Annotated in this window: 16 protein-coding genes; 7 read left to right on the plus strand and 9 right to left on the minus strand. The window is 74.0% G+C overall.

Annotated features, from left to right (window positions below; genetic code table 11):
* Positions 1 to 8: 8 nt before the first annotated feature.
* On the minus strand, positions 9 to 1,922 hold the full coding sequence (glmS, locus tag ACFYWL_RS00960; protein ID WP_386965605.1) for a glutamine--fructose-6-phosphate transaminase (isomerizing): 1,914 nt from the start codon (positions 1,920 to 1,922) through the stop codon (positions 9 to 11).
* A gap of 248 nt (positions 1,923 to 2,170) precedes the next feature.
* Here glmS and ACFYWL_RS00965 point away from each other — a divergent pair, with 248 nt between their 5' ends.
* Entirely contained in the window at positions 2,171 to 3,361 is a 1,191-nt protein-coding gene (locus tag ACFYWL_RS00965) for a pyridoxal phosphate-dependent aminotransferase (RefSeq protein ID WP_386965608.1), read from the plus strand.
* Between the two features lie 6 nt (positions 3,362 to 3,367).
* Here ACFYWL_RS00965 and glmM read toward each other — a convergent pair whose 3' ends face one another.
* The 4 genes from glmM to ACFYWL_RS00985 form a co-directional block, all read right to left on the minus strand.
* The gene (glmM, locus tag ACFYWL_RS00970; protein ID WP_386965610.1) at positions 3,368 to 4,720 is read right to left on the minus strand and encodes a phosphoglucosamine mutase; all 1,353 of its coding nucleotides are present in this window, start codon (positions 4,718 to 4,720) and stop codon (positions 3,368 to 3,370) included.
* A gap of 114 nt (positions 4,721 to 4,834) precedes the next feature.
* Positions 4,835 to 5,299, minus strand: coding sequence for a 30S ribosomal protein S9 (gene rpsI, locus ACFYWL_RS00975; RefSeq protein WP_386965612.1), 465 nt, complete (start codon positions 5,297 to 5,299; stop codon positions 4,835 to 4,837).
* A 20-nt stretch (positions 5,300 to 5,319) separates the two neighbouring features.
* On the minus strand, positions 5,320 to 5,763 hold the full coding sequence (rplM, locus tag ACFYWL_RS00980; protein ID WP_043965607.1) for a 50S ribosomal protein L13: 444 nt from the start codon (positions 5,761 to 5,763) through the stop codon (positions 5,320 to 5,322).
* Positions 5,764 to 5,973: 210 nt separating this feature from the next.
* Positions 5,974 to 7,341 carry a NarK family nitrate/nitrite MFS transporter gene (locus tag ACFYWL_RS00985; protein ID WP_386965615.1) on the minus strand — a complete coding sequence of 456 codons (1,368 nt, stop codon included), beginning with the start codon at positions 7,339 to 7,341 and terminating at the stop codon, positions 5,974 to 5,976.
* 365 nt (positions 7,342 to 7,706) lie between these two features.
* Here ACFYWL_RS00985 and ACFYWL_RS00990 point away from each other — a divergent pair, with 365 nt between their 5' ends.
* From ACFYWL_RS00990 to ACFYWL_RS01010, 5 genes are read left to right on the plus strand one after another with little or no spacing between them, the layout of a single operon-like run.
* Entirely contained in the window at positions 7,707 to 9,821 is a 2,115-nt protein-coding gene (locus ACFYWL_RS00990; protein WP_386965618.1) for a molybdopterin oxidoreductase family protein, read from the plus strand.
* Positions 9,818 to 11,344: an FAD-dependent oxidoreductase gene (locus ACFYWL_RS00995; RefSeq protein ID WP_386965621.1), complete on the plus strand. Its 1,527-nt coding sequence runs from the start codon at positions 9,818 to 9,820 to the stop codon at positions 11,342 to 11,344. The genes ACFYWL_RS00990 and ACFYWL_RS00995 overlap by 4 nt, the downstream gene beginning before the upstream one ends.
* A 44-nt stretch (positions 11,345 to 11,388) precedes the next feature.
* On the plus strand, positions 11,389 to 13,944 hold the full coding sequence (gene nirB / locus ACFYWL_RS01000) for a nitrite reductase large subunit NirB (protein WP_386966688.1): 2,556 nt from the start codon (positions 11,389 to 11,391) through the stop codon (positions 13,942 to 13,944).
* Positions 13,941 to 14,318, plus strand: a complete 378-nt coding sequence (gene nirD / locus ACFYWL_RS01005; protein ID WP_386965623.1) for a nitrite reductase small subunit NirD — start codon at positions 13,941 to 13,943, stop codon at positions 14,316 to 14,318. The genes nirB and nirD overlap by 4 nt, the downstream gene beginning before the upstream one ends.
* Entirely contained in the window at positions 14,319 to 15,407 is a 1,089-nt protein-coding gene (locus ACFYWL_RS01010; RefSeq protein ID WP_386965625.1) for a uroporphyrinogen-III synthase, read from the plus strand.
* 382 nt (positions 15,408 to 15,789) lie between these two features.
* On the opposite strand, the gene ACFYWL_RS01015 is transcribed toward ACFYWL_RS01010, so the two are convergent.
* The 4 genes from ACFYWL_RS01015 to ACFYWL_RS01030 all read right to left on the minus strand — a co-directional run bounded on the left by ACFYWL_RS01015 (position 15,790) and on the right by ACFYWL_RS01030 (position 20,395).
* On the minus strand, positions 15,790 to 16,413 hold the full coding sequence (locus tag ACFYWL_RS01015) for an ATP/GTP-binding protein (RefSeq protein ID WP_043965589.1): 624 nt from the start codon (positions 16,411 to 16,413) through the stop codon (positions 15,790 to 15,792).
* Complete coding sequence (locus ACFYWL_RS01020) at positions 16,394 to 16,759, minus strand: DUF742 domain-containing protein (protein WP_007072983.1); 366 nt, start codon at positions 16,757 to 16,759, stop codon at positions 16,394 to 16,396. The genes ACFYWL_RS01015 and ACFYWL_RS01020 overlap by 20 nt, the downstream gene beginning before the upstream one ends.
* A 70-nt stretch (positions 16,760 to 16,829) precedes the next feature.
* Positions 16,830 to 17,237, minus strand: a complete 408-nt coding sequence (locus ACFYWL_RS01025) for a roadblock/LC7 domain-containing protein (protein WP_043965587.1) — start codon at positions 17,235 to 17,237, stop codon at positions 16,830 to 16,832.
* Complete coding sequence (locus ACFYWL_RS01030; protein ID WP_386965630.1) at positions 17,234 to 20,395, minus strand: nitrate- and nitrite sensing domain-containing protein; 3,162 nt, start codon at positions 20,393 to 20,395, stop codon at positions 17,234 to 17,236. Before ACFYWL_RS01030 ends, ACFYWL_RS01025 begins: the two co-directional genes overlap by 4 nt.
* Before the next feature lie 448 nt (positions 20,396 to 20,843).
* Here ACFYWL_RS01030 and ACFYWL_RS01035 point away from each other — a divergent pair, with 448 nt between their 5' ends.
* Positions 20,844 to 22,025 (plus strand): ABC transporter substrate-binding protein, encoded by a 1,182-nt coding sequence (locus ACFYWL_RS01035; protein WP_386965633.1) that lies wholly within the window; start codon positions 20,844 to 20,846, stop codon positions 22,023 to 22,025.
* The last annotated feature ends 6 nt before the right edge of the window (positions 22,026 to 22,031 follow it).

The following is a 22,031-nucleotide window of genomic DNA, read 5'->3' on the forward strand; positions in this document are numbered from 1 at the left end:
GCGGGCGGCTACTCGACGGTGACGGACTTGGCGAGGTTGCGGGGCTGGTCGACGTCGTGTCCCCGGGCCGCCGCGATCTCCGCCGCGAGCACCTGCAACGGCACGGTGGTCACCAGGGGCGCGAGCAGCGTCGGCGTACGCGGCACCCGGATCAGGTGGTCGGCGTAGCGGACGACGGCCTCGTCGCCCTCCTCGGCGATCACGATGGTGCGGGCCCCCCGGGCGCGCACCTCCTGGATGTTGGAGACGACCTTGTCGTGCAGCATGCCCCGGCCGACGGGCGACGGCACGATGCAGATCACCGGGGTGCCCTGGTCGATGAGCGCGATCGGGCCGTGCTTGAGTTCGCCGGCGGCGAAGCCCTCGGCGTGCATGTACGCCAGCTCCTTGAGCTTGAGCGCGCCCTCCAGGGCCACCGGGTAGCCGACGTGCCGGCCGATGAACAGCACGGTCGGCTCGGACCTGATCTCCCGGGCCAGCTCCCGCACCGGCTCGATCCGGTCCAGCAGCTCGCGCAGCTTGCCGGGCATCTGGTGGAGCTGGTCCACGACGGCGGCCACCTCGTCGGCGAACTTGATCCCGCGCACCTGGGCGAGGTGCAGGCCGATGAGATAGCAGGCGACGAGCTGGGTGAGGAACGCCTTGGTGGAGGCGACGGCGATCTCGGGCCCGCCGTGGGTGTAGAGGACGGCGTCGGACTCGCGGGGGATGGTCGAGCCGTTGGTGTTGCAGATGGCGAGCACCCGGGCCTTCTGCTCCTTGGCGTGCCGCAGCGCCATGAGCGTGTCCATGGTCTCGCCGGACTGGGAGATCACGATGATCAGCGTGGACCGGTCGAGGACGGGGTCGCGGTAGCGGAACTCGCTGGCCAGCTCCACCTCGCACGGGATCCGGGTCCAGTGCTCGACGGCATACTTCGCGACCAGCCCGGAGTGGTACGCGGTGCCGCACGCGACGATGAAGATCTTGTCGACGTCGCGCAGGTCCTGGTCGCTGAGGCGGACCTCGTCGAGCATGATCTCGCCGCTGTCGGTAAGCCGGCCGAGCAGGGTGTCGGCGACGGCCTGCGGCTGCTCCTCGATCTCCTTGAGCATGAACCAGTCGTAGCCGCCCTTCTCGGCGGCGGAGGAGTCCCAGTCGATGTGGAAGTCCTTGCCGGTGGCGGGCAGGCCGGCGAAGTCGGTGATCTCGATCGAGTCGGCGGTGATCAGGACGATCTGGTCCTGGCCCAGCTCGACCGCGTCGCGGGTGTGCTCGATGAACGCCGCGACGTCGCTGGCGAGGTAGTTCTCCCCGTCGCCTCGGCCGACCACCAGCGGCGAGTTGCGGCGGGCCCCGACCACCGCGCCGGGCACCGCCGCGTCGACGGCGAGCAGCGTGAACGCGCCTTCGAGACGCTGGCAGACCGCTCGCATCGCGGCGGCGAGCAACCGCGGGCCGTCGGGCTCGCCGGCGGCGCGCAAATCGGCCAGCGCGGCGGAGAGCAGGTGGGCGGCGCACTCGGTGTCGGTGTCGCTGCTGAACAGGACGCCGTCGTCCTCCAGCTCGGCGCGGAGCTTCGCGAAGTTCTCGATGATGCCGTTGTGGATCACGGCGACCCGCCCGTCCGGGGCGGGGTGCGGGTGGGCGTTGCGGTCGGTGGGGCCGCCGTGGGTGGCCCAGCGGGTGTGCCCGATGCCGGTGGTGCCGTCGCCGATGCCGATCGGGCTGGCGGCGCAGGCATCCGGGTCGGCGGCGGCCCGCTCGGCGAGCGCCTTCTCCAGGTTGGCCAGCTTGCCCGCCTTCTTCTCGATCAGCAGCTCGTCGGCGCACACGACGGCCACCCCGGCCGAGTCGTAGCCCCGGTATTCCAGGCGGCGCAAGCCGTCGAGCACGATGCCGAGCGCCGGGCGCGCACCGGCGTAACCCACGATTCCACACATGGTCCGCAGCCTAACCCAGTTTCGCTCACCTCGCGTGCGCAGAAGCCGGGTAAACAAGCATCGAGCTTGAGCGAATTGGTGGTACGGTGCACTCCGGGGACGAACCTCCCGGCCCGCGATCCCGGCTTCGCCCAAGGGCGCCGCGCCCGCTGGAGGACACCCGGCCGCACCCCGAGACGGCCCACCGATCACGACCGGCCGCCGGCCGAGGGTGGGCGCGGTCGGGGCGAGCCCGTAGGCTGGCGCGGGTGACGACGACGCCCGCCGATGTCGACCCGCTGGTGGCCCGCATGCGGCCGTTCGGGACGACCATCTTCGCCGAGATGTCCGCCCTCGCCGTGCGGACCGGCGCGGTCAACCTGGGGCAGGGCTTTCCCGACACCGACGGGCCGCCCGAGATGCTCGCCGCCGCCGCCGAGGCGCTGCGCGGCGGCCAGAACCAGTACCCGCCCGGTCCGGGCATCCCCGCGCTGCGGGCCGCCGTCGCCGCCCACCAGCGCCGGTTCTGGGGCCTGGAGTACGACCCGGACGGCGAGGTCGTGATCACCGCCGGGGCCACCGAGGCGATCGCCGCGAGCATCCTCGCCCTCTGCGAGCCGGGCGACGAGGTGGTCTGCTTCGAGCCGTACTACGACTCGTACGCCGCCTCGATCGCCCTCGCCGGCGCGGTGCGGCGGCCGGTGACGCTGCGGCCCGACGCCGACGGCCGGTACGCCTTCGACCCGGCGGCGCTGCGCGCCGCGTTCGGGCCGCGTACGCGGCTGGTCCTGCTCAACTCCCCGCACAACCCGACGGGCAAGGTCTTCACCCGCGAGGAGTTGACCCTGGTCGCCGAGCTGTGCCGCGAGCACGGCGCGTACGCGGTGACCGACGAGGTGTACGAGCACCTGGTCTTCGCCGACGCCGCCACCCCGCACGTGCCGCTGGCCACCCTGCCCGGCATGCGCGAGCGCACGCTGCGGATCTCGTCGGCCGGCAAGACGTTCTCGTGTACGGGGTGGAAGGTGGGCTGGGTCAGCGGGCCGGCGTCGCTGGTCTCGGCGGCGCTGCGGGTCAAGCAGTTCCTCACCTTCGTCAACGGCGCGCCGCTGCAGCCGGCGGTGGCGGTGGCGCTGGCCCTGCCGGACGCCTACTTCGCGGAGTTCGCGGCCGGGATGCAGGCCCGCCGGGACCAGTTGGCCGCCGGGCTGGCCGACGCCGGCTTCGGCGTCCTCACGCCCGAGGGGACGTACTTCGTCACAGCGGACGTCGGCCCGCTCGGCGGGCGGGACGGGGTCGAGTTCTGCCGGTCGCTGCCGGCGCGGTGCGGGGTGGTGGCCGTGCCGACCCAGGTGTTCTACGACGACGCCGAGGCGGGCCGGCGGCTGGTCCGGTTCGCGTTCTGCAAGCGACCGGAGGTGCTCGCCGAGGCGGTCACCCGGCTGCGCGGCCTCGCCTGACCGTCCTCATGCGGGGCTGGCGGCGCGGACCTGCTCGGCGATGCGCTCGGCGGCCTCGCGGGCGGCCCGCTCGGTGGCCGCCTCGACCATCACCCGGACGAGGGGCTCCGTGCCCGAGGGGCGCAGCAGCACCCGGCCGGTCTCGCCCAGTTCCGCCTCGGCCCGCTCGACCTCGGCCCGGACGGCCGGCGCGGCGGCGCCCACCGAGCGGTCCCCGACCGGCACGTTGATCAGCACCTGGGGCAGCTTGGTCACCACGGCGGCCAGGTCGGCGAGGGTGCGGCCGGTGGCGGCCATCCGGGCCATCAGGTGCAGCCCGGTGAGCACCCCGTCGCCGGTGGTCGCGTAGGCCGGCATGACGATGTGCCCGCTCTGCTCACCGCCGAGGGCGAGGCCGGAGCCGCGCAGCTCCTCCAGGACGTACCGGTCGCCGACCTTCGTCTCGATCAGCCGGATGCCCTGCGCGGACATGGCCAGCCGCAGGCCGAGGTTGCTCATCACGGTGGCGACGAGCGTGTCGTCGGTGAGCGCGCCGGCCTCCCGCATGGCCACGGCGAGGATCGCCATCACCTGGTCGCCGTCGACCTCGACCCCGTCGGCGGTGACCGCCACGCACCGGTCGGCGTCGCCGTCGTGGGCGATGCCCAGGTGCGCCCCGTGCTCGACGACGGCCTCGCGCAGCGCGTCGATGTGGTTGGAGCCGCAGTCGTCGTTGATGTTGAGGCCGTCCGGCTCGGCGTGGATGGCGACGACCTCGGCCCCCGCCTCCCGGTACGCCACCGGCGCGACCTCGGCCGCCGCGCCGTTGGCGCAGTCGACCACGACCTTGATCCCGTCGAGGCGGTGCGGCACGGTGCCGACGAGGTGCTGCACGTAGTGGTCCGCGCCGTCGAGCAGGTCGTGCACCCGCCCCACCCCGGCGCCGGTCGGCCGGTCCCACGCGGTGACGGCGTTTGCCTCGACGGCGGCCTCGATCCGGGTCTCGATCTCGTCGGGCAGCTTGTGGCCGCCGGCCGCGAAGAGCTTGATGCCGTTGTCGGGCATCGGGTTGTGCGAGGCGGAGAGCATCACGCCCAGGTCGGCCTTGGCCTCGGCGGTGAGGAACGCCACGGCGGGGGTGGGCAGCACGCCGACCCGCACGACGTTGGCCCCCGCGCTGGTGAGGCCGGCCACCACGGCGGCCTCCAGCATCTCGCCGCTGGCCCGAGTGTCCCGGCCGACCACGGCCAGCGGCGGATGGCTGCGGTCCGTCTCGGCCAGTGTGTGGGCGGCGGCCACCGCCACCGCGAGCGCGAGCTCCGGGGTGAGATCCGCGTTCGCGCGTCCGCGTACGCCGTCCGTGCCGAACAACCGGCCCATACCCGCCAACCTCCGATGAAATGGTGCAACAGCGAAAGCGAAACGGCCGGGCCACCTCCCGTCGAGGAGAGGTGGACCCGGCCGTTCGTCAGAAGTACAACGTGAAGCTGGTGGTCAGCGCTTCGAGTACTGGGGAGCCTTGCGGGCCTTCTTGAGGCCGTACTTCTTGCTCTCCTTGACCCGGGCGTCACGGGTCAGGAAGCCGGCCTTCTTCAGGGCCGGACGGTCGTCGGGCTCGCTGACGATCAGCGCCCGCGCGATCGCGAGCCGCAGCGCACCGGCCTGGCCGGTGGTGCCGCCGCCCCGCAGGTTGGCGATGACGTCGAACGCCTCGGGCTTCTCGGCGGTCACCAGCGGGTCCTTGATGAGCTGCTGGTGCACCTTGCTCGGGAAGTAGGACTCCAGGTCGCGGCCGTTGCAGGTGATCTTGCCGCTGCCGGGGACGATGCGCACCCGGACGATGGCCTCCTTGCGGCGGCCCACGGTCTGGATCGGGCGGTCGCCGCGGGGCGCGCGGACGACGGGCGCCGGCGCCTCGGTGGCCTCGGGGGCAACCTCGGTCTCGGTGATGTCGGTCATGCTGTTTCCTTCGCCCGCGCTCACTGCGCGATCTGCTTGATCTCGAACGGCGTCGGCTGCTGCGCGCCGTGCGGGTGCTCGGCACCGGCGTAGACCTTCAGCTTCTTGATGAGCTGACGGCCGAGCTTGTTGTGCGGGAGCATCCCCTTCACGGCCAGCTCGATGGCCCGCTCGGGGCGCTTGCTGAGCAGCTCCTCGTAGCCGACCTGCTTGAGGCCGCCCGGGTAACCGGAGTGGCGGTAGGCGACCTTCTGCTGGCGCTTGTTGCCGGTCAGCGCGACCTTGCCCGCGTTCACGACGACGACGAAGTCGCCCGTGTCGACGTGCGGCGCGAAAGTCGGCTTGTGCTTGCCACGCAGCAGCGTGGCGGCGTGGGTCGCGAGGCGGCCCAGCACGACATCAGAGGCGTCGATGACGTGCCACTGACGCTCGATCTCACCCGGCTTCGGGCTGTACGTACGCACAGGTCTACCTTGTCTCGTCGTCGGTCTGGGGTCGCGCGCCGAGGTGACCAGGACAACCCGGCCGGACCAGCGCGCACGAACGACCAAGCGTACCTGATGCGGCACGCCTCTAAATGTCGTACAACAGCAGGCAACGATACCCGGGGCCGGGTCGGCAGGTCAAAACGGGGGGCCGCCCGGCGCGGCCCCCCGTTTTGATCATGACCAGGGTCACACCCCGGCGCGGGCCATCCGGGAGCCGGGCCGCACGTACGCGACCCAGGTGACCACCAGCAGCACCAGGAAGAAGCCGACGTAGAAGCGCAGCGCCGGCTGGATGCCGCCGTAGCTGGACTTGGCCCAGGCGTAGCAGATCGGGACGAGGAAGCCGCCGAACGCGCCCACGGAGGAGATGATGCCCAGCGCGCCGGCGGCCTGCCGCCGCATGGACAGCATGGTCTCCGGGGTGCCGCCCAGGTCCTCCCCCTTGACCCGGAAGATCTTGGAGATCATCCGGTACGTCGACCCGTTGCCGATCCCGGTCGCCACGAACAGCAGCATGAACGCGGCGAAGAAGACGCCCAGGCTGCGCTCCTGCACCGACCAGAGCGCGCCGTACGCCCCGACGGCCATCAGCACGAAGCTGCCGATGGTGACCCGGGCCCCGCCCACGTGGTCGGCCAGCCGACCGCCCAGCGGGCGGAAGAACGAGCCGATCCCGGCACCGATGAACGCCCAGCTCAGCGCGATGTCGGGCCGGCCGAACACCGAGTTGAGCAGGGTGGGGAAGGCGGCCGAGTAGCCGATGAACGAGCCGAAGGTGCCGATGTACAGCAGCGACATGATCCAGGTGTCGGCGTGCCGCAGCGAGGACCAGACCGGCTTCACGTCCGCCTTCGCCTCGGCCAGGTTGTCCATGAACAGGTACGCGCAGACGGCCGCGGCGACGGCGAGCGGGACGTACATCAGGCCGGCCCGGGAGAGCGCGAGCCCGCCGCCCAGCACGATCACCTGGGGCACCAGGAACTGCACGACCGCGACCCCGATGTTGCCGCCGGCGGCGTTGAGGCCCAGCGCCCAGCCCTTCTCCCGCTCCGGGTAGAAGAAGGAGATGTTGGCCATGCTGGAGGCGAAGTTGCCGCCGCCGAACCCGGCGGTGGCGGCGATCAGCAGCAGCGGCACGTACCCGAGATCCGGGTTCTCGACCGCCCAGGCCAGGCCGAGGCAGGGCAGGATCAGCAGCAGCGCCGAGACGATGGTCCAGTTCCGGCCGCCGAAGATCGGCACCGCGAAGGTGTACGGCAGCCGCAGCAGCGCGCCGACCCCGCTGGGCACGGCGGTCAGCCACAGCGCCTGGCTGGTGCTGAGCTGCCAGCCGACGTCGTCGAGCCGGACGACGACGATGCTCCAGAGCAGCCAGACCGAGAAGCCGATGTGCTCGGCGAAGATCGAGTAGACGAGGTTCCGGCGGGCGATCGGCCTGCCGACGCTCCGCCAGAAGCCCTGGTCCTCGGGGTCCCAGTGCCCGATCCACCGGCCCGGCCGGCGTTGCAGGTCGATCTCGTCTGTGGGTTCGGTCTCGACCACCGTGCTGGTCATCCGCTGTCTCCTCCCGGCCGGGGGCTGCGTCCACGTCGCCCCGACGCCACGCGGGCGACGGGCGGTTCCGCCAGCAAGCTAGGAGGCCGGGATTACCGGAAGATTCGTCGCGGGAGTCACCGACGCAACAGCCGCCGCACAGGACGGGTCGGAACAACGGTGAGACCCCGCCCCTTCGGCACGGTGATCAAGAGGTTTGCGTCATCGTCGAGATCAGCCCTGACACTTTTCTCTTGATCACCGGAGGCAATTGATGTTCAGCAGGAGGTCCGGCGGGTTTCTCCTGTGCGGTGTGAGGCGCTCTTGACAGGACCGAAACAAACGGGACGCTGACCCGAAACCGCCCGGCGGCACGCTTTGCCGACATGACAGACGGTGCACGGGCGGCGACTGCCCCGGGGGACTCCCCCCGGGAGGCGGCGACGCACTGCCCGTACTGCGCCCTCCAGTGCGGCATGACGCTGCGCGAGACCGGCGGCCGGGTCGAGGTCCTCCCGCGGGACTTCCCCACCAACCGCGGCGGCCTCTGCCAGAAGGGCTGGACAGCCGCCGAGCTGCTCGACCACCCCGACCGGCTGACCACCCCGCTGGTGCGCGACGCCGGCACCGGCGGGCTGCGCCCGGCGTCCTGGGCCGAGGCGATGGAGCGGATCGTCGGCGGTGTGCGCGCCGTCCAGGACCGGCACGGCCGCGACGCGGTCGCCGTCTTCGGCGGCGGCGGGCTGACCAACGAGAAGGCGTACGCGCTGGGCAAGTTCGCCCGGGTGGCGCTGCGTACCCGGCACGTCGACTACAACGGGCGCTGGTGCATGTCGTCGGCGGCGGCGGCCGGCAACCGCGCGTTCGGCGTCGACCGGGGGCTGCCGTTCCCGCTGGCCGACCTGGGCCGGGCCCGGACCCTGCTGCTGGTCGGGGCCAACCCGGCCGAGACGATGCCGCCGCTGATGCGCCACGTCGCCGACCAGCAGGCCGCCGGCGGCACGCTGATCGTGGTGGACCCCCGGGCCACCGCCACCGCCCGGCAGGCCGACCTGCACCTGCAACCGGTGCCCGGCACCGACCTCGCGCTGGCCAACGCGCTGCTGCACATCGCGCTCACCGAGGGCTACGTCGACCGGGCGTACGTCGCCGAGCGCACCACCGGCTTCGACGAGGTGCGGCGGACGGTGGCCGGCTACTGGCCGGCCGAGGTGGAGCGGCTGACCGGCGTGCCGGTGGCCGACCTGGAGGCCACCGCGCGGGCCCTGGCGACGGCCGGCGGCGCGATCATCCTCACCGCGCGGGGGGCCGAGCAGCACGCCAAGGGCGTCGACACGGTCACCGCGTTCATCAACCTGGCGCTGGCGCTGGGCCTGCCCGGCCGGCCCGGCTCCGGCTACGGCTGCCTCACCGGCCAGGGCAACGGCCAGGGCGGGCGGGAGCACGGCCAGAAGGCCGACCAGCTCCCCGGCTACCGCAGCATCACCGACCCGGCGGCCCGCGCGCACGTCGCCGGGGTGTGGGGGGTGAGCGCCGACGAGCTGCCCGGGCCGGGCGTGCCCGCGTACCAGCTCCTGGATTCCCTCGGCACCCCGGCGGGCCCGAAGGCGCTGCTGGTGTTCGGCTCCAACCCGGTGGTGTCCGCGCCCCGCGCGGCCCGGGTCGAGGGCCGGCTGCGCGGCCTGGACCTGCTGGTCGTCGCCGACCTGGTGCGGTCGGAGACCGCCGAGCTGGCCGACGTGGTGCTGCCCACCGCCCAGTGGGCCGAGGAGGACGGCACGATGACCAACCTGGAGGGCCGGGTGCTGCGCCGCCGCGCGGTGCGGACGCCCCCGGCGGGCGTGCGGACCGACCTGGCGATCATCGCCGACCTGGCCGACCGGCTCGGCGCGAAGGCGGGCTTCGGCGACGACCCGGCGGAGGTCTTCGCCGAGCTGGGCCGGGCCTCGGCCGGCGGGGTCGCCGACTACGCCGGGGTCAGCTACGACCGGATCGACGCCACGGGCGGGGTGTTCTGGCCCTGCCCGGACCCGGCCGCGCCGGACACGCCGCGGCTGTTCGCCGACGCCTTCCCCACCCCCGACGGGCGGGCCCGGTTCCGCGCCGTCGACCACCGGCCGGCCGCCGAGGAGGTGTGCGCCGAGTATCCGCTGCGGCTGACCACCGGCCGGGTGCTCGCCCAGTACCAGTCGGGCGCGCAGACCCGCCGGGTCGCGGCGCTGCGCCGGGCCGCGCCGGGGGCGTTCGTGGAGCTGCACCCGGACCTGGCCGCCCGGCTCGGCGTCGGCGACGGCGAGGAGGTTCGCGTCACCTCGCGGCGCGGCGAGCTGCGCGCCCCGGCCCGGCTCACCCCGACGATCCGCCCCGACACCGTCTTCGCGCCGTTCCACTGGGGTGGGGCCGCGCGGGCCAACTCGGTCACCAACGACGCCGTCGACCCGGTCTCCGGGATGCCGGAGTTCAAGATCTGCGCCGTACGGGTGGAAAGGGCTCCGGCATGACCGCCGTCGTGATCGTGGGCTACGGGATGGCCGGCGCGCGGCTCGCCGCCGAGCTGCACGCCCGCCCCGGGGACCGCAAGGTCACCGTGCTCGGCGCGGAGCCGCACCGGGCGTACAACCGGATCATGCTCTCCACCCTGCTGGCCGGCAAGGTCGACGAGCCGGACGTGGAGCTGACCGAGGCCGCCGGGCACGGCGTGGACGTGCGCACCGGTGTCGCGGCGACCGCGATCGACCGGGCCGCCCGCGAGGTGCGCACCGGCGACGGCGAGCGCATCGGGTACGACCACCTGGTGCTCGCCACCGGCAGCCGGGCCGTGGTGCCGCCGCTGCCGGGGCTGGACCCGGCGGCCCTGCCCGACCGGGTGGCCGTCTTCCGCACCCTGGACGACTGCCGGCGCATCCTGGCCCTGGCCCGGGGCGCGCGGCGCGCGCTGGTGCTCGGCGGCGGCCTGCTCGGGCTGGAGGCGGCCCGGGGGCTCGCCGCCCGGGGGCTGGACGTGACGGTGGTCCACCCGAACGGGCACCTGATGGAGCGGCAGCTCGACCCGACGGCCGGCGCGGTGCTCGCCGGCACGCTCGCCGGCCTCGGCGTACGCGCCCGGCTCGGCGCGTCCGCGACGGGGCTCGCCGCCGACGCCGACGGCGTCCGGCTCGACCTGTCCGACGGCTCGTCGCTCGCCGCCGACCTGCTGGTGCTCTCCTGCGGGGTGCGCCCCGACACCGCCCTCGCCGCCGCGGCGGGGCTGACGGTGCAGCGGGGCGTCGTGGTCGACGACCGGCTGCGCACCAGCGACCCGCGCGTCTCGGCGATCGGCGACTGCGCCCAGCACGACGGCACGCCCAGCGGGCTGGTCGCGCCGGCCTGGGCGCAGGCCCGGGTGGTGGCGCAGCTCCTCACCGGCGCGGACGCGCACGCGGCGTACCGGCCCCGGCCGGCGGTGACCCGGCTCAAGGCGGCCGGGATCGACCTCGCCGCGATGGGCGACACCGCCGCCGGGGGCGACCGGGCCGGCGACGGGCCGGTCGAGGAGCTGACCTTCGCCGACCCGGCCCGGGGCACGTACGCCCGGCTGCGCATCCGCGACGAGCGGCTGACCGGGGCGATCCTGCTCGGCGACAACCCGGCCGTCGGCACGGTGGTGCAGCTGTTCGACCGGGGCGCGCCGGTGCCGTCGGACCGGCGGGCGCTGCTGCTGGGCCGGGCGCTCGGCGGCGCGCCGGCCGCCCCGGCCGCGTCACCGGCGCTGATGCCGGACGCGGCGACCGTGTGCCAGTGCAACGACGTCAGCAAGGGCGCGCTGGTGGCCTGCTGGCGGGCCGGGGCCCGGACGGTGGCGGCGATGTCGGCGGCGACCCGGGCCGGCACCGGCTGCGGCGGGTGCCGCGCCGCCCTCGCCGGCATCGTCGGCTGGCTCGCCGACGTCGACCCGGCGGCCGACGAACCGGCCCGGCCCGCCGGGGCGGACCCGGTCGACGACGACAGCCCGAGGGCGCGACACGACCGCGTGGAGGTGGCGTGATGAACGGCGACACGACGGGGCCGGGCACCGGCGCAGGCGACGCCGTGACCGGCGGCAGGGTGGTCGTCGTCGGCAACGGCATGGTGGGGCAGCGGTTCACCGAGGCGCTGCGCGCCCGGGACACCGGCCGCCGCTGGCAGGTCACGGTGCTCGCCGAGGAGCGCCGGCCCGCGTACGACCGGGTGCGGCTGTCGGCGTTCTTCGACGGGGTGTCCGCCGAGGAGCTGAACCTGCACACCCCCGACGACGGGGTGGAGCTGCGCCTCGGCGAGCCGGCCACCGCCATCGACCGCCAGCGGCGGGTGGTGGTCACGGCGGCCGGCGAGCACCCGTACGACGCGGTCGTGCTGGCGACCGGCTCGTACCCGTTCGTGCCGCCGGTGGCGGGCCGGGACCTGCCCGGGGTGTTCGTCTACCGCACGCTCGACGACCTGGAGGCGATCCGGGAGCACGCCCGGGGCCGGCGCGTCGGCGCGGTGATCGGCGGTGGGCTGCTCGGCCTGGAGGCGGCGAACGCGCTGCGCCTGCTCGGCCTGGCCACCCACGTGGTCGAGTTCGCGCCCCGGCTGATGCCGGTGCAGGTCGACGAGGCGGGCGGGGCGATGCTGCGCCGCTACGTCGAGGAGCTGGGGGTGACCACCCACCTCGGGGTGGCGACGACCGCGCTGCGGCCCGGCGCGGACGGCGCGGTGGCCGCCCTGGAGCTGTCCGACGGCCGCACGGTCGACGCCGAGCTGGTGGTGGTGGCGGCCGGCATCCGGCCCCGCGACGAGCTGGCCCGCGCGGCCGGCCTGGAGCTGGGCCCGCGCGGCGGGGTGCTGGTCGACGCGACGTGCCGCACGGGCGACGAGCGGATCTGGGCGGTCGGCGAGTGCGCCGCCGTCGACGGGGTCTGCCACGGCCTGGTCGCCCCCGGGTACGCCACGGCGGAGGTGGTGGCCGACCGGCTGCTGGGCGGCGCGGCGACGTTCCCCGGCAAGGACACCGCGACGAAGCTGAAGCTGCTCGGGGTGGACGTGGCGTCGTTCGGCGACGCCCACGGCGTTACCGAGGGCAGCCTGGACGTGACGTTCACCGACCCGGCGACCCGGTCGTACGCGAAGCTGGTCCTCTCCGACGACGCGAAGACGCTGCTCGGCGGCGTGCTGGTCGGCGACGCGAGCGCCTATCCGACGCTGCGAGCCAGCGTGGGCGGGCCGCTGCCGGCCGCGCCGCTGGCGCTGCTGGCCCCGGCCGGCGGGGCGGCGGCCGGGGCCGGGGCGCTGCCCGGCAGCGCGCAGGTCTGCTCGTGCAACGCGGTGACCCGCGACGACATCGACGCGGCGATCGCCGGCGGCTGCGCGGACGTGCCGGCGCTGAAGGCGTGCACCCGGGCCGGGACGAGCTGCGGGTCGTGCGTGCCGATGCTCAAGCAGCTCCTCGACGCGGCGGGGGTCAAGCAGTCCACGGCGCTGTGCGAGCACTTCGACCTGAGCCGGCAGGAGCTGTTCGACGTGGTGCGGGTGCGCGGCATCCGCACCTTCTCCCGGCTGATCGCCGAGCACGGGCGGGGCCGGGGCTGCGACATCTGCAAGCCGGTGGTCGCCTCGATCCTCGCGTCGCTGGGCACCGGGCACGTGCTCGACGGCGAGCGGGCGTCGTTGCAGGACACCAACGACGCCTACCTGGCGAACCTGCAACGCGACGGCAGCTACTCGGTGGTGCCCCGGATCCCCGGCGGCGAGATCACCCCGGAGAAGCTGATCGTGATCGGTCAGGTGGCGCAGGAGTTCAAGCTCTACACGAAGATCACCGGCGGGCAGCGCATCGACCTGTTCGGGGCGCGCGTCGACCAGCTCCCGCAGATCTGGCGGCGGCTGGTGGACGCGGGCTTCGAGTCGGGCCACGCGTACGGCAAGGCGCTGCGCACGGTGAAGTCGTGCGTCGGCGAGACCTGGTGCCGGTACGGGGTGCAGGACTCCGTCGGGCTGGCCGTGGCCCTGGAGCTGCGCTACCGGGGGCTGCGCGCCCCACACAAGCTCAAGTCGGCGGTGTCGGGCTGCGCCCGGGAGTGCGCCGAGGCCCGCAGCAAGGACTTCGGCATCATCGCGACCGACACGGGCTGGAACCTCTACGTCGGCGGCAACGGCGGCTTCCGGCCCCGGCACGCCGACCTGTTCGCCACCGACCTGTCCACGGCGGAGCTGATCCCGCTGATCGACCGGTTCCTCATGTACTACATCCGCACGGCGGACCGGTTGCAGCGCACCGCCGCGTGGATCGAGGCGATGGAGGGCGGCCTCGACCATCTGCGCGCGGTCATCGTGGACGACTCGCTGGGCCTCTGCGCCGAGCTGGAGGCGGAGATGGCCCGGCACGTGGCGGCGTACTCGGACGAGTGGCGCGACGTGCTCGACGACCCGGAGCGGCTGCGCCGGTTCACGTCGTTCGTCAACGCGCCCGACGTGCCGGACCCGTCGATCACCTTCGCCGTCGAACGCGGCCAGCCCGTGCCCGCCGGCCGGGCCCGGCCGGTCGCGGCGGCAGCGGCACCCGACGGCGAGGCCCCCGCCCGCCGCCGGCAACCGGTCACCCTCGGCCTTCCGGAGGTACGGCGATGAGCATCGCGACGGACCCGTCCACGCGCCGCCCGGCGGCGGAGAGCCAGGGCTGGAGCCCGGTCTGCCCGCTGGAGAGGCTGGAGCCGGAGCGGGGCGTGGCGGCCCTGGTCGACGGGGCGCAGGTCGCCCTGTTCCGCACCGGCGACGAGCTGTTCGCCCTGGACAACCTCGACCCGGTCGGCGGCGCGTACGTGCTGTCGCGCGGCATCGTCGGCAGCCGGGGCGGCACGCCGACGGTCGCCTCCCCGCTGCACAAGCAGGTGTACGACCTGCGCACCGGCGCGTGCCTGGACCTGCCCGGCGTGGCGGTGTCCCGGCACGACGTGCGCTGCCGGGACGGCCTGGTCGAGGTGCGGTTGAGACGGGAGGGGTGAATGGCCGACGAGCTGGCCGGCTTCACCATCGGGGTCACCGCTGACCGCCGGCGCGACGAGCTGGCCGCCCTGCTGCAACGGCGCGGCGCGCGGGTGGTCATCGCGCCGGCCCTGCGGATCGTGCCGCTGACCGACGACACGGACCTGCGCGAGGCGACCCGGGAGTGCCTGGCCCGCCCGCCGGACGTGCTGATGGCCAACACCGGCATCGGGATGCGCGGCTGGCTGGAGGCGGCCGAGGGCTGGGGGCTGGCCGAGCCGCTGCGCGGCGTGCTGTCGCAGGCGTACGTGGTGGCCCGGGGCCCCAAGGCGCGGGGCGCGATCCGCGCCGCCGGCCTGCACGACCAGTGGTCGCCGGACTCGGAGAGCTGCGAGGAGGTCGTCGAGCACCTGGTGCGCCGCGGGGTGGCCGGGCAGGTGATCGCCATGCAGTTGCACGGCGACCGGCAGCCCGAGTGCACGAGCGCGCTGGAGGCCGCCGGGGCGACCGTGATCGAGGTGCCGGTCTACCGGTGGGCCCCGCCGACCGACCCCGCGCCGCTGCACCGGCTCATCGACCTGGTCGCGGGCCGGCTCGTGGACGCGGTCACGTTCACCTCCGCCCCGGCGGCCGAGGCGCTGCTGCGCGCCGCCGGGGACCGCACCGAGACGGTGCTGGAGGCGCTGCGCGGCGACGTGCTGGCCAGTTGCGTGGGCGCGGTGACCGCCGAGCCGCTGGTGCGGCGGGGGGTGCCGGTGAGCGCGCCGAGCCGGGCCCGGCTCGGCGCGCTGGTCCGGACCATCGTCGACGAGCTGCCCCGGCGTACGGTCAGCATCAAGGCCGCCGGGCACCTGTTGACCCTGCGCGGGCACGCGGCCGTGATCGACGGGGAGCTGCGCCCGCTCGCCCCGGCGCCGATGGCGGTGCTGCGGGCGCTGTCCGCGTCACCGGGGCGGGTGCTGTCCCGCACCGCCCTGCTGCGGACGCTGCCGCGTGGCGCGGACGAACACGCGGTGGAGATGGCGGTGGCCCGGCTGCGCGCCGGGCTGAAGGCCCCCCGCGTGGTGCAGACGGTGGTGAAGCGCGGCTACCGCCTCCGGGTCGACTGACCGCGCCGGGGATCAGCGGTCAGCGGCGGCGGGCCCAGCCGAGGAACCGCACGTACCGTTCACCGGGCTTCCCGGGCGGCAGGTCGGAGATCGCACGAAGCTCCCCCTCTGACAGCCCCGCCCCGGCTCCGTTCGCATCGGCGGGCTTGATCGTGCTCGATCCGGGAACGGGTGGCCTCCCAGCGGCTTGTTGGCCACTCGTTCCGGCATCGGGCACGATCAAGCCCGCCGCGCTGGCCAACCCACCGGCCGGGGAACGCTGGCTGCCTCCGGGACACGACACGCCGTCGCGATTCCACCGCGACCGGCCATCGATCGCGCGACCCGCAGCACGCGCCGGCGGCGGCCCGGACGACCCGGACCGCCGCCAGTCTTTCCGACGTCAGCCGACCGGGGTCGGGAAGCCCCGGCCGTGCTCCGCCTGGAGGCGCATCATCGCGTGCTCGACGACCGTCACCAGCACCTGCTTCACGGGCTCCCGGTGCCGGGCGTCGGTCATGATCAGGGGCACCTGGGGCGAGATGGCGAGGGCCTCGCGGACCTCCTCCAGCTCGTACTGCGGCGCGCCATCGAACCGGTTGAGCGCCACCACGTACGGCAGGCGGCGGTTCTCGAAGTAGTCCAGCGGGGCGAACGCGTCGGTGATCCGGCGGGTGTCGACCAGCACCGCCGCGCCCACCGCGCCCTTGATGATCTCGTCCCACATGAACCAGAACCGGGTCTGGCCGGGCGTGCCGAACAGGTACAGGATCAGGTCTTCCGCCATGGTGATCCGGCCGAAGTCCATGGCGACCGTCGTCGTCTGCTTCCCCGGCACCTTCGACGGGTCGTCGATGCCGACGCCGGCCGAGGTCATCACCGCCTCGGTGGTCAGCGGAGTGATCTCCGAGACCGCGCCGACCAGGGTCGTCTTGCCCACGCCGAAGCCACCCGCAACCACGATCTTCGCGGAGGTGATCCCGCGGTTGCGGCGTGCCCCGGCGGGGTCATAGCCTGCGAAGTCCACTTAGCACCCTTCCAAGAATTTCCATCCGCTCCTCGTATCCCTCGGCGGGAGCGGCAGTATGCAGGGTCAGCAGGCCCTCGGCCACCATGTCGGCGACGATGACCCGGGCGACACCCAGGGGCATCCGGGTGTACGCGGCAACCTCGGCCAGCGACTGGGGCCGACCCTCGCAGATCGTGGCGATCCGGTGCTTGTCGTGACCGGCGAACCTGGACTCGGCGACGGCCGTCGGGCTGGCCGTCAGCACCGCCTCCAGCGCGATGTCCTGGCGTGGCTCGGTACGGCCGCGGGTGACCGCATACGGACGCACCAGCGCGCCGCGCGGGTCCTCCCGTCGTTGGTCCATCCGCGATCACCTCCTCCCGGTCGACGTCGTCGCTCGACGTCTGGTCATCTGTCCGTGCAGCCCGGCCGCGCTACGCGCGCACCGCGTCGCGGGGCAGCGGCACCAGCGCCGCGCCCACCCGCTCGACCAGCAGCGCCATCTCGTAGCCGACCTGCCCCACGTCGCAGCTTCGGGCGGCGAGCACCGCCATCGACGAGCCGTCGCTGATCGACATGAGGAACAGGTATCCGCTGTCCATCTCGATGACCGTCTGGAGCACCCCGCCGGCGCTGAACATGCGGGCCGCGCCCTCGGTCAGGCTCACCACGCCGGAGGTGATGGCGGCGAGCTGGTCGGCCCGGTCCGGGGGCAGGTCCCGGGACGAGGCGAGCAGGAGCCCGTCCGCGGACACCGCCACCACGTGGGCGATGCCCGCCACGCTGTCGGCGAAGTTGGTGAGCAGCCAACCCATGTCCTGCATGGCCGCTGGCCTGTTCATCGGCTCGTCTCCTTGGTCGAATTGCTGGTCTGGTCCGCGCCGGCCGTCCGCCCCCGCTGCACGCCACGGTGGTAGGCCGACAGCAGGCCGCGTACCTCGTCGGGGGTGCGCCGGCTACGGTCCCGGCCGCTCTTCGGTTCGATCCCCCCGGGGACGAGCTGGGCCTGTGGCACCCGCTTGGGCAGGCCGGAGCGGGTGGTGCCGGCGGCCGGCGGTTCCGCCGCCCGGCTGGCCCGGGACCAGCCCTCGTCGGCGGCGGTCCGCCACGCCTCCGGGTCGACCGCCGGCGGCGGGGTGGCTGCCGCCGGCCCGCCGGCCGCGGGGGCGGGTGCGGCCGGCTGCGGGGGCGGGGCCACCGGCGTGGTGTGGGCCGGCGGCGCGGTCGTCGTCGCGCCGGGGCCGTCCGTGGCGGTGGCCCCCGGGGTACGGGTGGGCAGCGGAGCCCGCGGCGCGGCGGTGGCCTGCGCCGGGGCGGGCGCGTCGTCGAAGTTGGGGCGCTGGAAGATAGCGGTCACGTCGTCACCGTGCGAGCGGAACCATACCGCCTCCATCTCGCGGAAGATCGGCGCCTCCGCCTGCTGGGCCGGCCGGGCGACCACCGGGGTGGCCGGGGCGACCGGCACGGGCGGGGCGGAAGGGGCGGAAGGGGCCATCCCGGCGACCGGGCCGCCCGGCAGGGCCGGGGTCGCCGGCGCGAACGACGCCGGGGTCGCCGGGGCGAGCGGAGCGGCCGGCGCGAACGACGCCGTCGGGGTGGCCGGCGCGAGCGGGGTCGCCGGCTGGGCGGGCTCCCCGTTGGGCGACCGCCGGGGCAGCGGGTCGATTGCCGGGAACGCCACGGTCGGGCTGCCGAGCGAGCCGCCGCCGGGCGCGTACGCCGGCTGGGCCGGCACGGGCGGCTGCGGGGTGGGCGGCTGCGACAAGGGCGTCACGGTCGGAATCGTCGGCTGGGACACGGTCGGGCTGCCGAACGGCGCGGCCGTCGCCCCGTCCCGGGCGTCGCCGGGCACCTGCCACCGGGCCGGCGTCGGCGCGGCGGTGCGCCACTGGTCGGTCAGGGTGGCGGTGCGGCCGGCGGTCGCCGGCTCGCCGAAGCCGGCCGGGGTCGACGGGGCCTGCTCGACCTGGGCCGGCTGGCGCGCCGGGGTCAGCGGCGCCGGGGCCGGCTCGCGTCCCCGCAACGACGGCAGCACCACCGTCGAGGCGGGCAGGGTCACCTGGGCGACCGTGCCGCCCTCCACGTTGCGCCGCAGCTCCACCCGGATGCCGTACCGGGAGGCGAGGCGGCTCACCACGGCCAGGCCCATCAGCCGGAACGCGGCCACGTCCACGGTCGACGGCGCGGAGAGCCGGCGGTTGAGCGAGTCGAGCTGCTCGTCGGTGAGGCCGAGGCCCCGGTCCTCGACCTGGATGAGCACGTAGTCGCGGATCCGCCGGCCGTCGGCGACCACCACGGTGTTCGGCGGGGAGAAGCGGGTCGCGTTGTCGAGCAGCTCGGCGACCAGGCGGACGACGTCGTTCACCGCGTGCGCGGCGACCGAGATGTCGGTGTCGACGGTGCCGAACTCGATGCGGTTGTACTGCTCGACCTCGGACTGGGAGGCCCGCAGCACGTCGATCAGGAGCGCGTCGTCGCGGCGCGGCACGGCGGAGTCGGCGCCGGCGAGGACCAGCAGGTTCTCGTCGTTGCGGCGCATCCGGGTGGCCAGGTGGTCCAGCTCGAAGAGCTGGGCGAGCCGCTTCGGGTCCTCCTCGCCGCGCTCGATCGCGTCCAGCTCGCCGATCATCCGGTCGACCAGCGTCTGACTGCGCCGGGCCAGGTTGAGGAACATCGCGGAGACGCTGGTGCGCAGCGCGGCCTGCTCGGCGGCGACCCGGACCGCCTCCCGGTGGACGACGTTGAACGCCAGGGCCACCTGGCCGACCTCGTCGCGGTTGGTGAGCTTGATCGGGTCCCGGACCTGCCGGACGATCTCCTCCACGCCGCCGTCGCCGACGTTGCCGATGCTCTGGAGCCGCTGCACCGCGTCGGGCAGGTCGTGGTTGGCCACCGACAGCGCGCCCTCGCGCAGCCGGCGCAGCGAGTGGTTGAGCGACCGGGCCAGCACCACGGCCAGCGTGACGGCGACGATCAGGGTCAGCAGGACCAGCACCGACTCGATGACGGCCTGCTGGATGACGTCCGCGCGGGCCTGCTCGGTCTGGTCGAGCAGCCGCCGCTGGAGCTGGATCTCGGCCCACCGCATCAGGTCGTTGACCGAGCCGATGGAGGCGGCCACGTCGGCGGCGGTGACCAGGGGGGTCTGCCCGACCGACCGGGTCAGGTCGGCGGCCACCCGGTCGGCGAGCACGACGGCGTCGCCGGAGACGGTGCCGTCGACCAGGGCCCGCTGGGCCGGGTCGGCGGCCAGCGAGAAGGAGACCAGGGCCTCCTGCTGGCTGGTGAGGGTGGCCACGAAGGAGGAGAACTGCTCCTCGTCGAGCCGGCCGGAGGAGAGCGCCGTGTAGGCGACGGCCTGCTCCTCGGCGACCGCGGCCTTGGCGTGGGCGAACGCGGCCACCGCCCGGCGGTTGTCGGCCAGGACCTCCTGGCCGGGCATCTGGGCGAGCGTGTCGTTGTAGGAGACCAGGTCGGTGACGATGACGCCGTAGCGCAGCGACGCCTCGGCCACCGGCATCTGCTTGCGGTCCAGCACCTCCTGGCGGGTGCTGTTCAGCGTCTTCAGGTGGTCGTCGATGACCTTGAGCCGGTCCCGTACGTCGCTCGGGACCTCGCCGATGCCGCCCCGCACGGCGTTGTACGCCTCGATGCGCGCGTCGGTGCTGCGTACCCGCAGGTTGAACTCGTCGACCCGGCCCTTCTCCCCGGGGCGGGCCAGCAGGGTGGCCGCGGCCATCCGCTCCTTGTGCAGGTCCTGGGTCAGCGCCGAGACGTCGATCGACAGGGCGGTCAGCGACCGCAGCTGGGTCGCCTCCAGCGCGCCCTCACCGGTGGAGATGAGCCGGATGGTGGCGAGCGCGATCACCGCCGCGACGGGCACCACCAGAATCAGCGCCAGCTTCGAGCGGATCCGGGCATCCCGGAGGCGGGGCAGCCGTCGCCGGCCCCGCTCGTTCGACTCGCCGCTCTCGGGCAGGGTCGTAGGTCCGGTGCTCACGACATCGCCTCCGTCGTTTCTTCCACGCCTGAACCGCCGACCCGTGCCCGGTGCAGCGGACAGCGCCGCGCGCGGCACGGCCGCGATTTCATCAGAGAAGATCGTGTTTGGGAAGCCGCGGTGAGGTAGGAAACGGTCGCACGGCACTCATCGCGTGATCCGGTCAACTAATACCTTCATTTCCCCAAGCCCCTGATCAGGGGATGTGACTCCAGAGTGGTCGCGCGCTTATGCAAAGTAAGCGTTTGCAAACATCGGGTTACCCCAACATGTGGGACGCCCGTCCCGAAAAGCTTCGGAGCATCCGCGCTTGACCACAGGGCCCGGCATTGGCAAGGTTTTGCAGGCTTCGCGCACACCGTACGGCAGACCAATCCCGTTTCTCCACTGAGGACGGAACAAGCGGCGGTGACCGGGCTCGCGCCCGCGCCGCACCTGGAGGACAGAGTTGACTCCCATCCGCTCCGTGACCATCGCGGCGCTCGCCTCGGCCGTCCTGGCCACCACGCTCACCGGCTGCCAGTTCGGCGCGGCGGAGCAGGATACGAGCCCGATCGTGATCGCCGTGGACCTGGAGCTGTCCGGCTCCGCGGCCCCGGTGGGCAAGGCGTACCAGCGCGCGCTGGAACTGAAGGTCGACCAGATGAACGCCTCGGGCGCGCTCGGCGCCCGCAGGATCGAGCTCAAGGTGAAGGACAACCGGTCGGACGCGAGCGAGTCGCTGCGCAACATCGGTGACTTCAGCAACGACGCCCGGGTGAGCGCGATCATCATGGGCGGCTGCAACGAGTGCGCCGTCGGCGCGGCGCGTACGATCAACGAGAAGAAGATCCCGACGATCGCGCTCGCCTCGTCCAGCGCCGTGGCCACCCCGGTCGCCGACCGGCGTTACTTGTTCAAGCTGGCCCCGAACGCGGCCGACAGCGCCGCCGCCCTCACCACCGAGCTGCGCCGCCGCGGCATCCGCAAGGTGGCCGTGCTCAACAGCGACGACAGCTACGGCCGCGAAGGGCTGGACGTGCTGCGGCGCGAGTTCGACAAGGCCAACATCAAGCTGCTCAGCGACCAGGCGGTGAAGACCACCGACACCGACGTCAGCCAGCAGGTCGCCACGCTGGCCGCCCGGGAGCCTCAGGCCATGGTCGTCTGGACCCCGCCGGAGCAGGCCATGCTCGCCGCGGGCGCGGCCCAGACGGGCGGGTTCACCGGCTCGCTGTTCTTCGACGCCTCGGCCGCCGGGGAGCTGTTCCTGGGCGCGTCGTCCCGGTCGGCTGAGCGGGCCACCCTGATCTTCACCCAGACGATGGTCATCGACGACGTCATCGCCACCACCCCGGCCAAGGCGGCCCGCCGCCAGTGGTTCCAGGACTACACGGCGCGCTTCGGCGGCTACAACGGCTTCTCCTCGTTCGCCGCGGACGCCGTGCAGCTCATCGCCGACGCCGAGCTGCGGGCCGGCGGCGCGCCCGGCAAGGCCGGCCGGGACGGGCTGCGCAACGTGCTGGAGACGTCCCAGATGGACGGTCTCTCCGGGCCGATCCGGATGACGCCGGACAACCACTCGGGGCTGATGCCGCAGGCCCTCACCACGCTGGTCGCCCGGGGCGGGCGCTGGCGGCTCGCCGGCTGACGGCAC

This window comes from Micromonospora sp. NPDC002575, assembly GCF_042889525.1.
Lineage (GTDB): Bacteria > Actinomycetota > Actinomycetes > Mycobacteriales > Micromonosporaceae > Micromonospora > Micromonospora carbonacea.

What these genes read in the sequence shown, in the direction of transcription:
- rpsI (WP_386965612.1), bottom strand. Translation starts at nt 5,299, where the DNA reads ATGACCGACATCACCGAGACCGAGGTTGCCCCCGAGGCCACCGAGGCG.
- nirD (WP_386965623.1), top strand. Translation starts at nt 13,941, where the DNA reads ATGAGCATCGCGACGGACCCGTCCACGCGCCGCCCGGCGGCGGAGAGC.
- ACFYWL_RS01025 (WP_043965587.1), bottom strand. Translation starts at nt 17,237, where the DNA reads ATGAACAGGCCAGCGGCCATGCAGGACATGGGTTGGCTGCTCACCAAC.
- ACFYWL_RS00990 (WP_386965618.1), top strand. Translation starts at nt 7,707, where the DNA reads ATGACAGACGGTGCACGGGCGGCGACTGCCCCGGGGGACTCCCCCCGG.
- ACFYWL_RS01020 (WP_007072983.1), bottom strand. Translation starts at nt 16,759, where the DNA reads ATGGACCAACGACGGGAGGACCCGCGCGGCGCGCTGGTGCGTCCGTAT.
- glmS (WP_386965605.1), bottom strand. Translation starts at nt 1,922, where the DNA reads ATGTGTGGAATCGTGGGTTACGCCGGTGCGCGCCCGGCGCTCGGCATC.
- ACFYWL_RS00985 (WP_386965615.1), bottom strand. Translation starts at nt 7,341, where the DNA reads ATGACCAGCACGGTGGTCGAGACCGAACCCACAGACGAGATCGACCTG.
- glmM (WP_386965610.1), bottom strand. Translation starts at nt 4,720, where the DNA reads ATGGGCCGGTTGTTCGGCACGGACGGCGTACGCGGACGCGCGAACGCG.
- ACFYWL_RS01010 (WP_386965625.1), top strand. Translation starts at nt 14,319, where the DNA reads ATGGCCGACGAGCTGGCCGGCTTCACCATCGGGGTCACCGCTGACCGC.
- ACFYWL_RS00995 (WP_386965621.1), top strand. Translation starts at nt 9,818, where the DNA reads ATGACCGCCGTCGTGATCGTGGGCTACGGGATGGCCGGCGCGCGGCTC.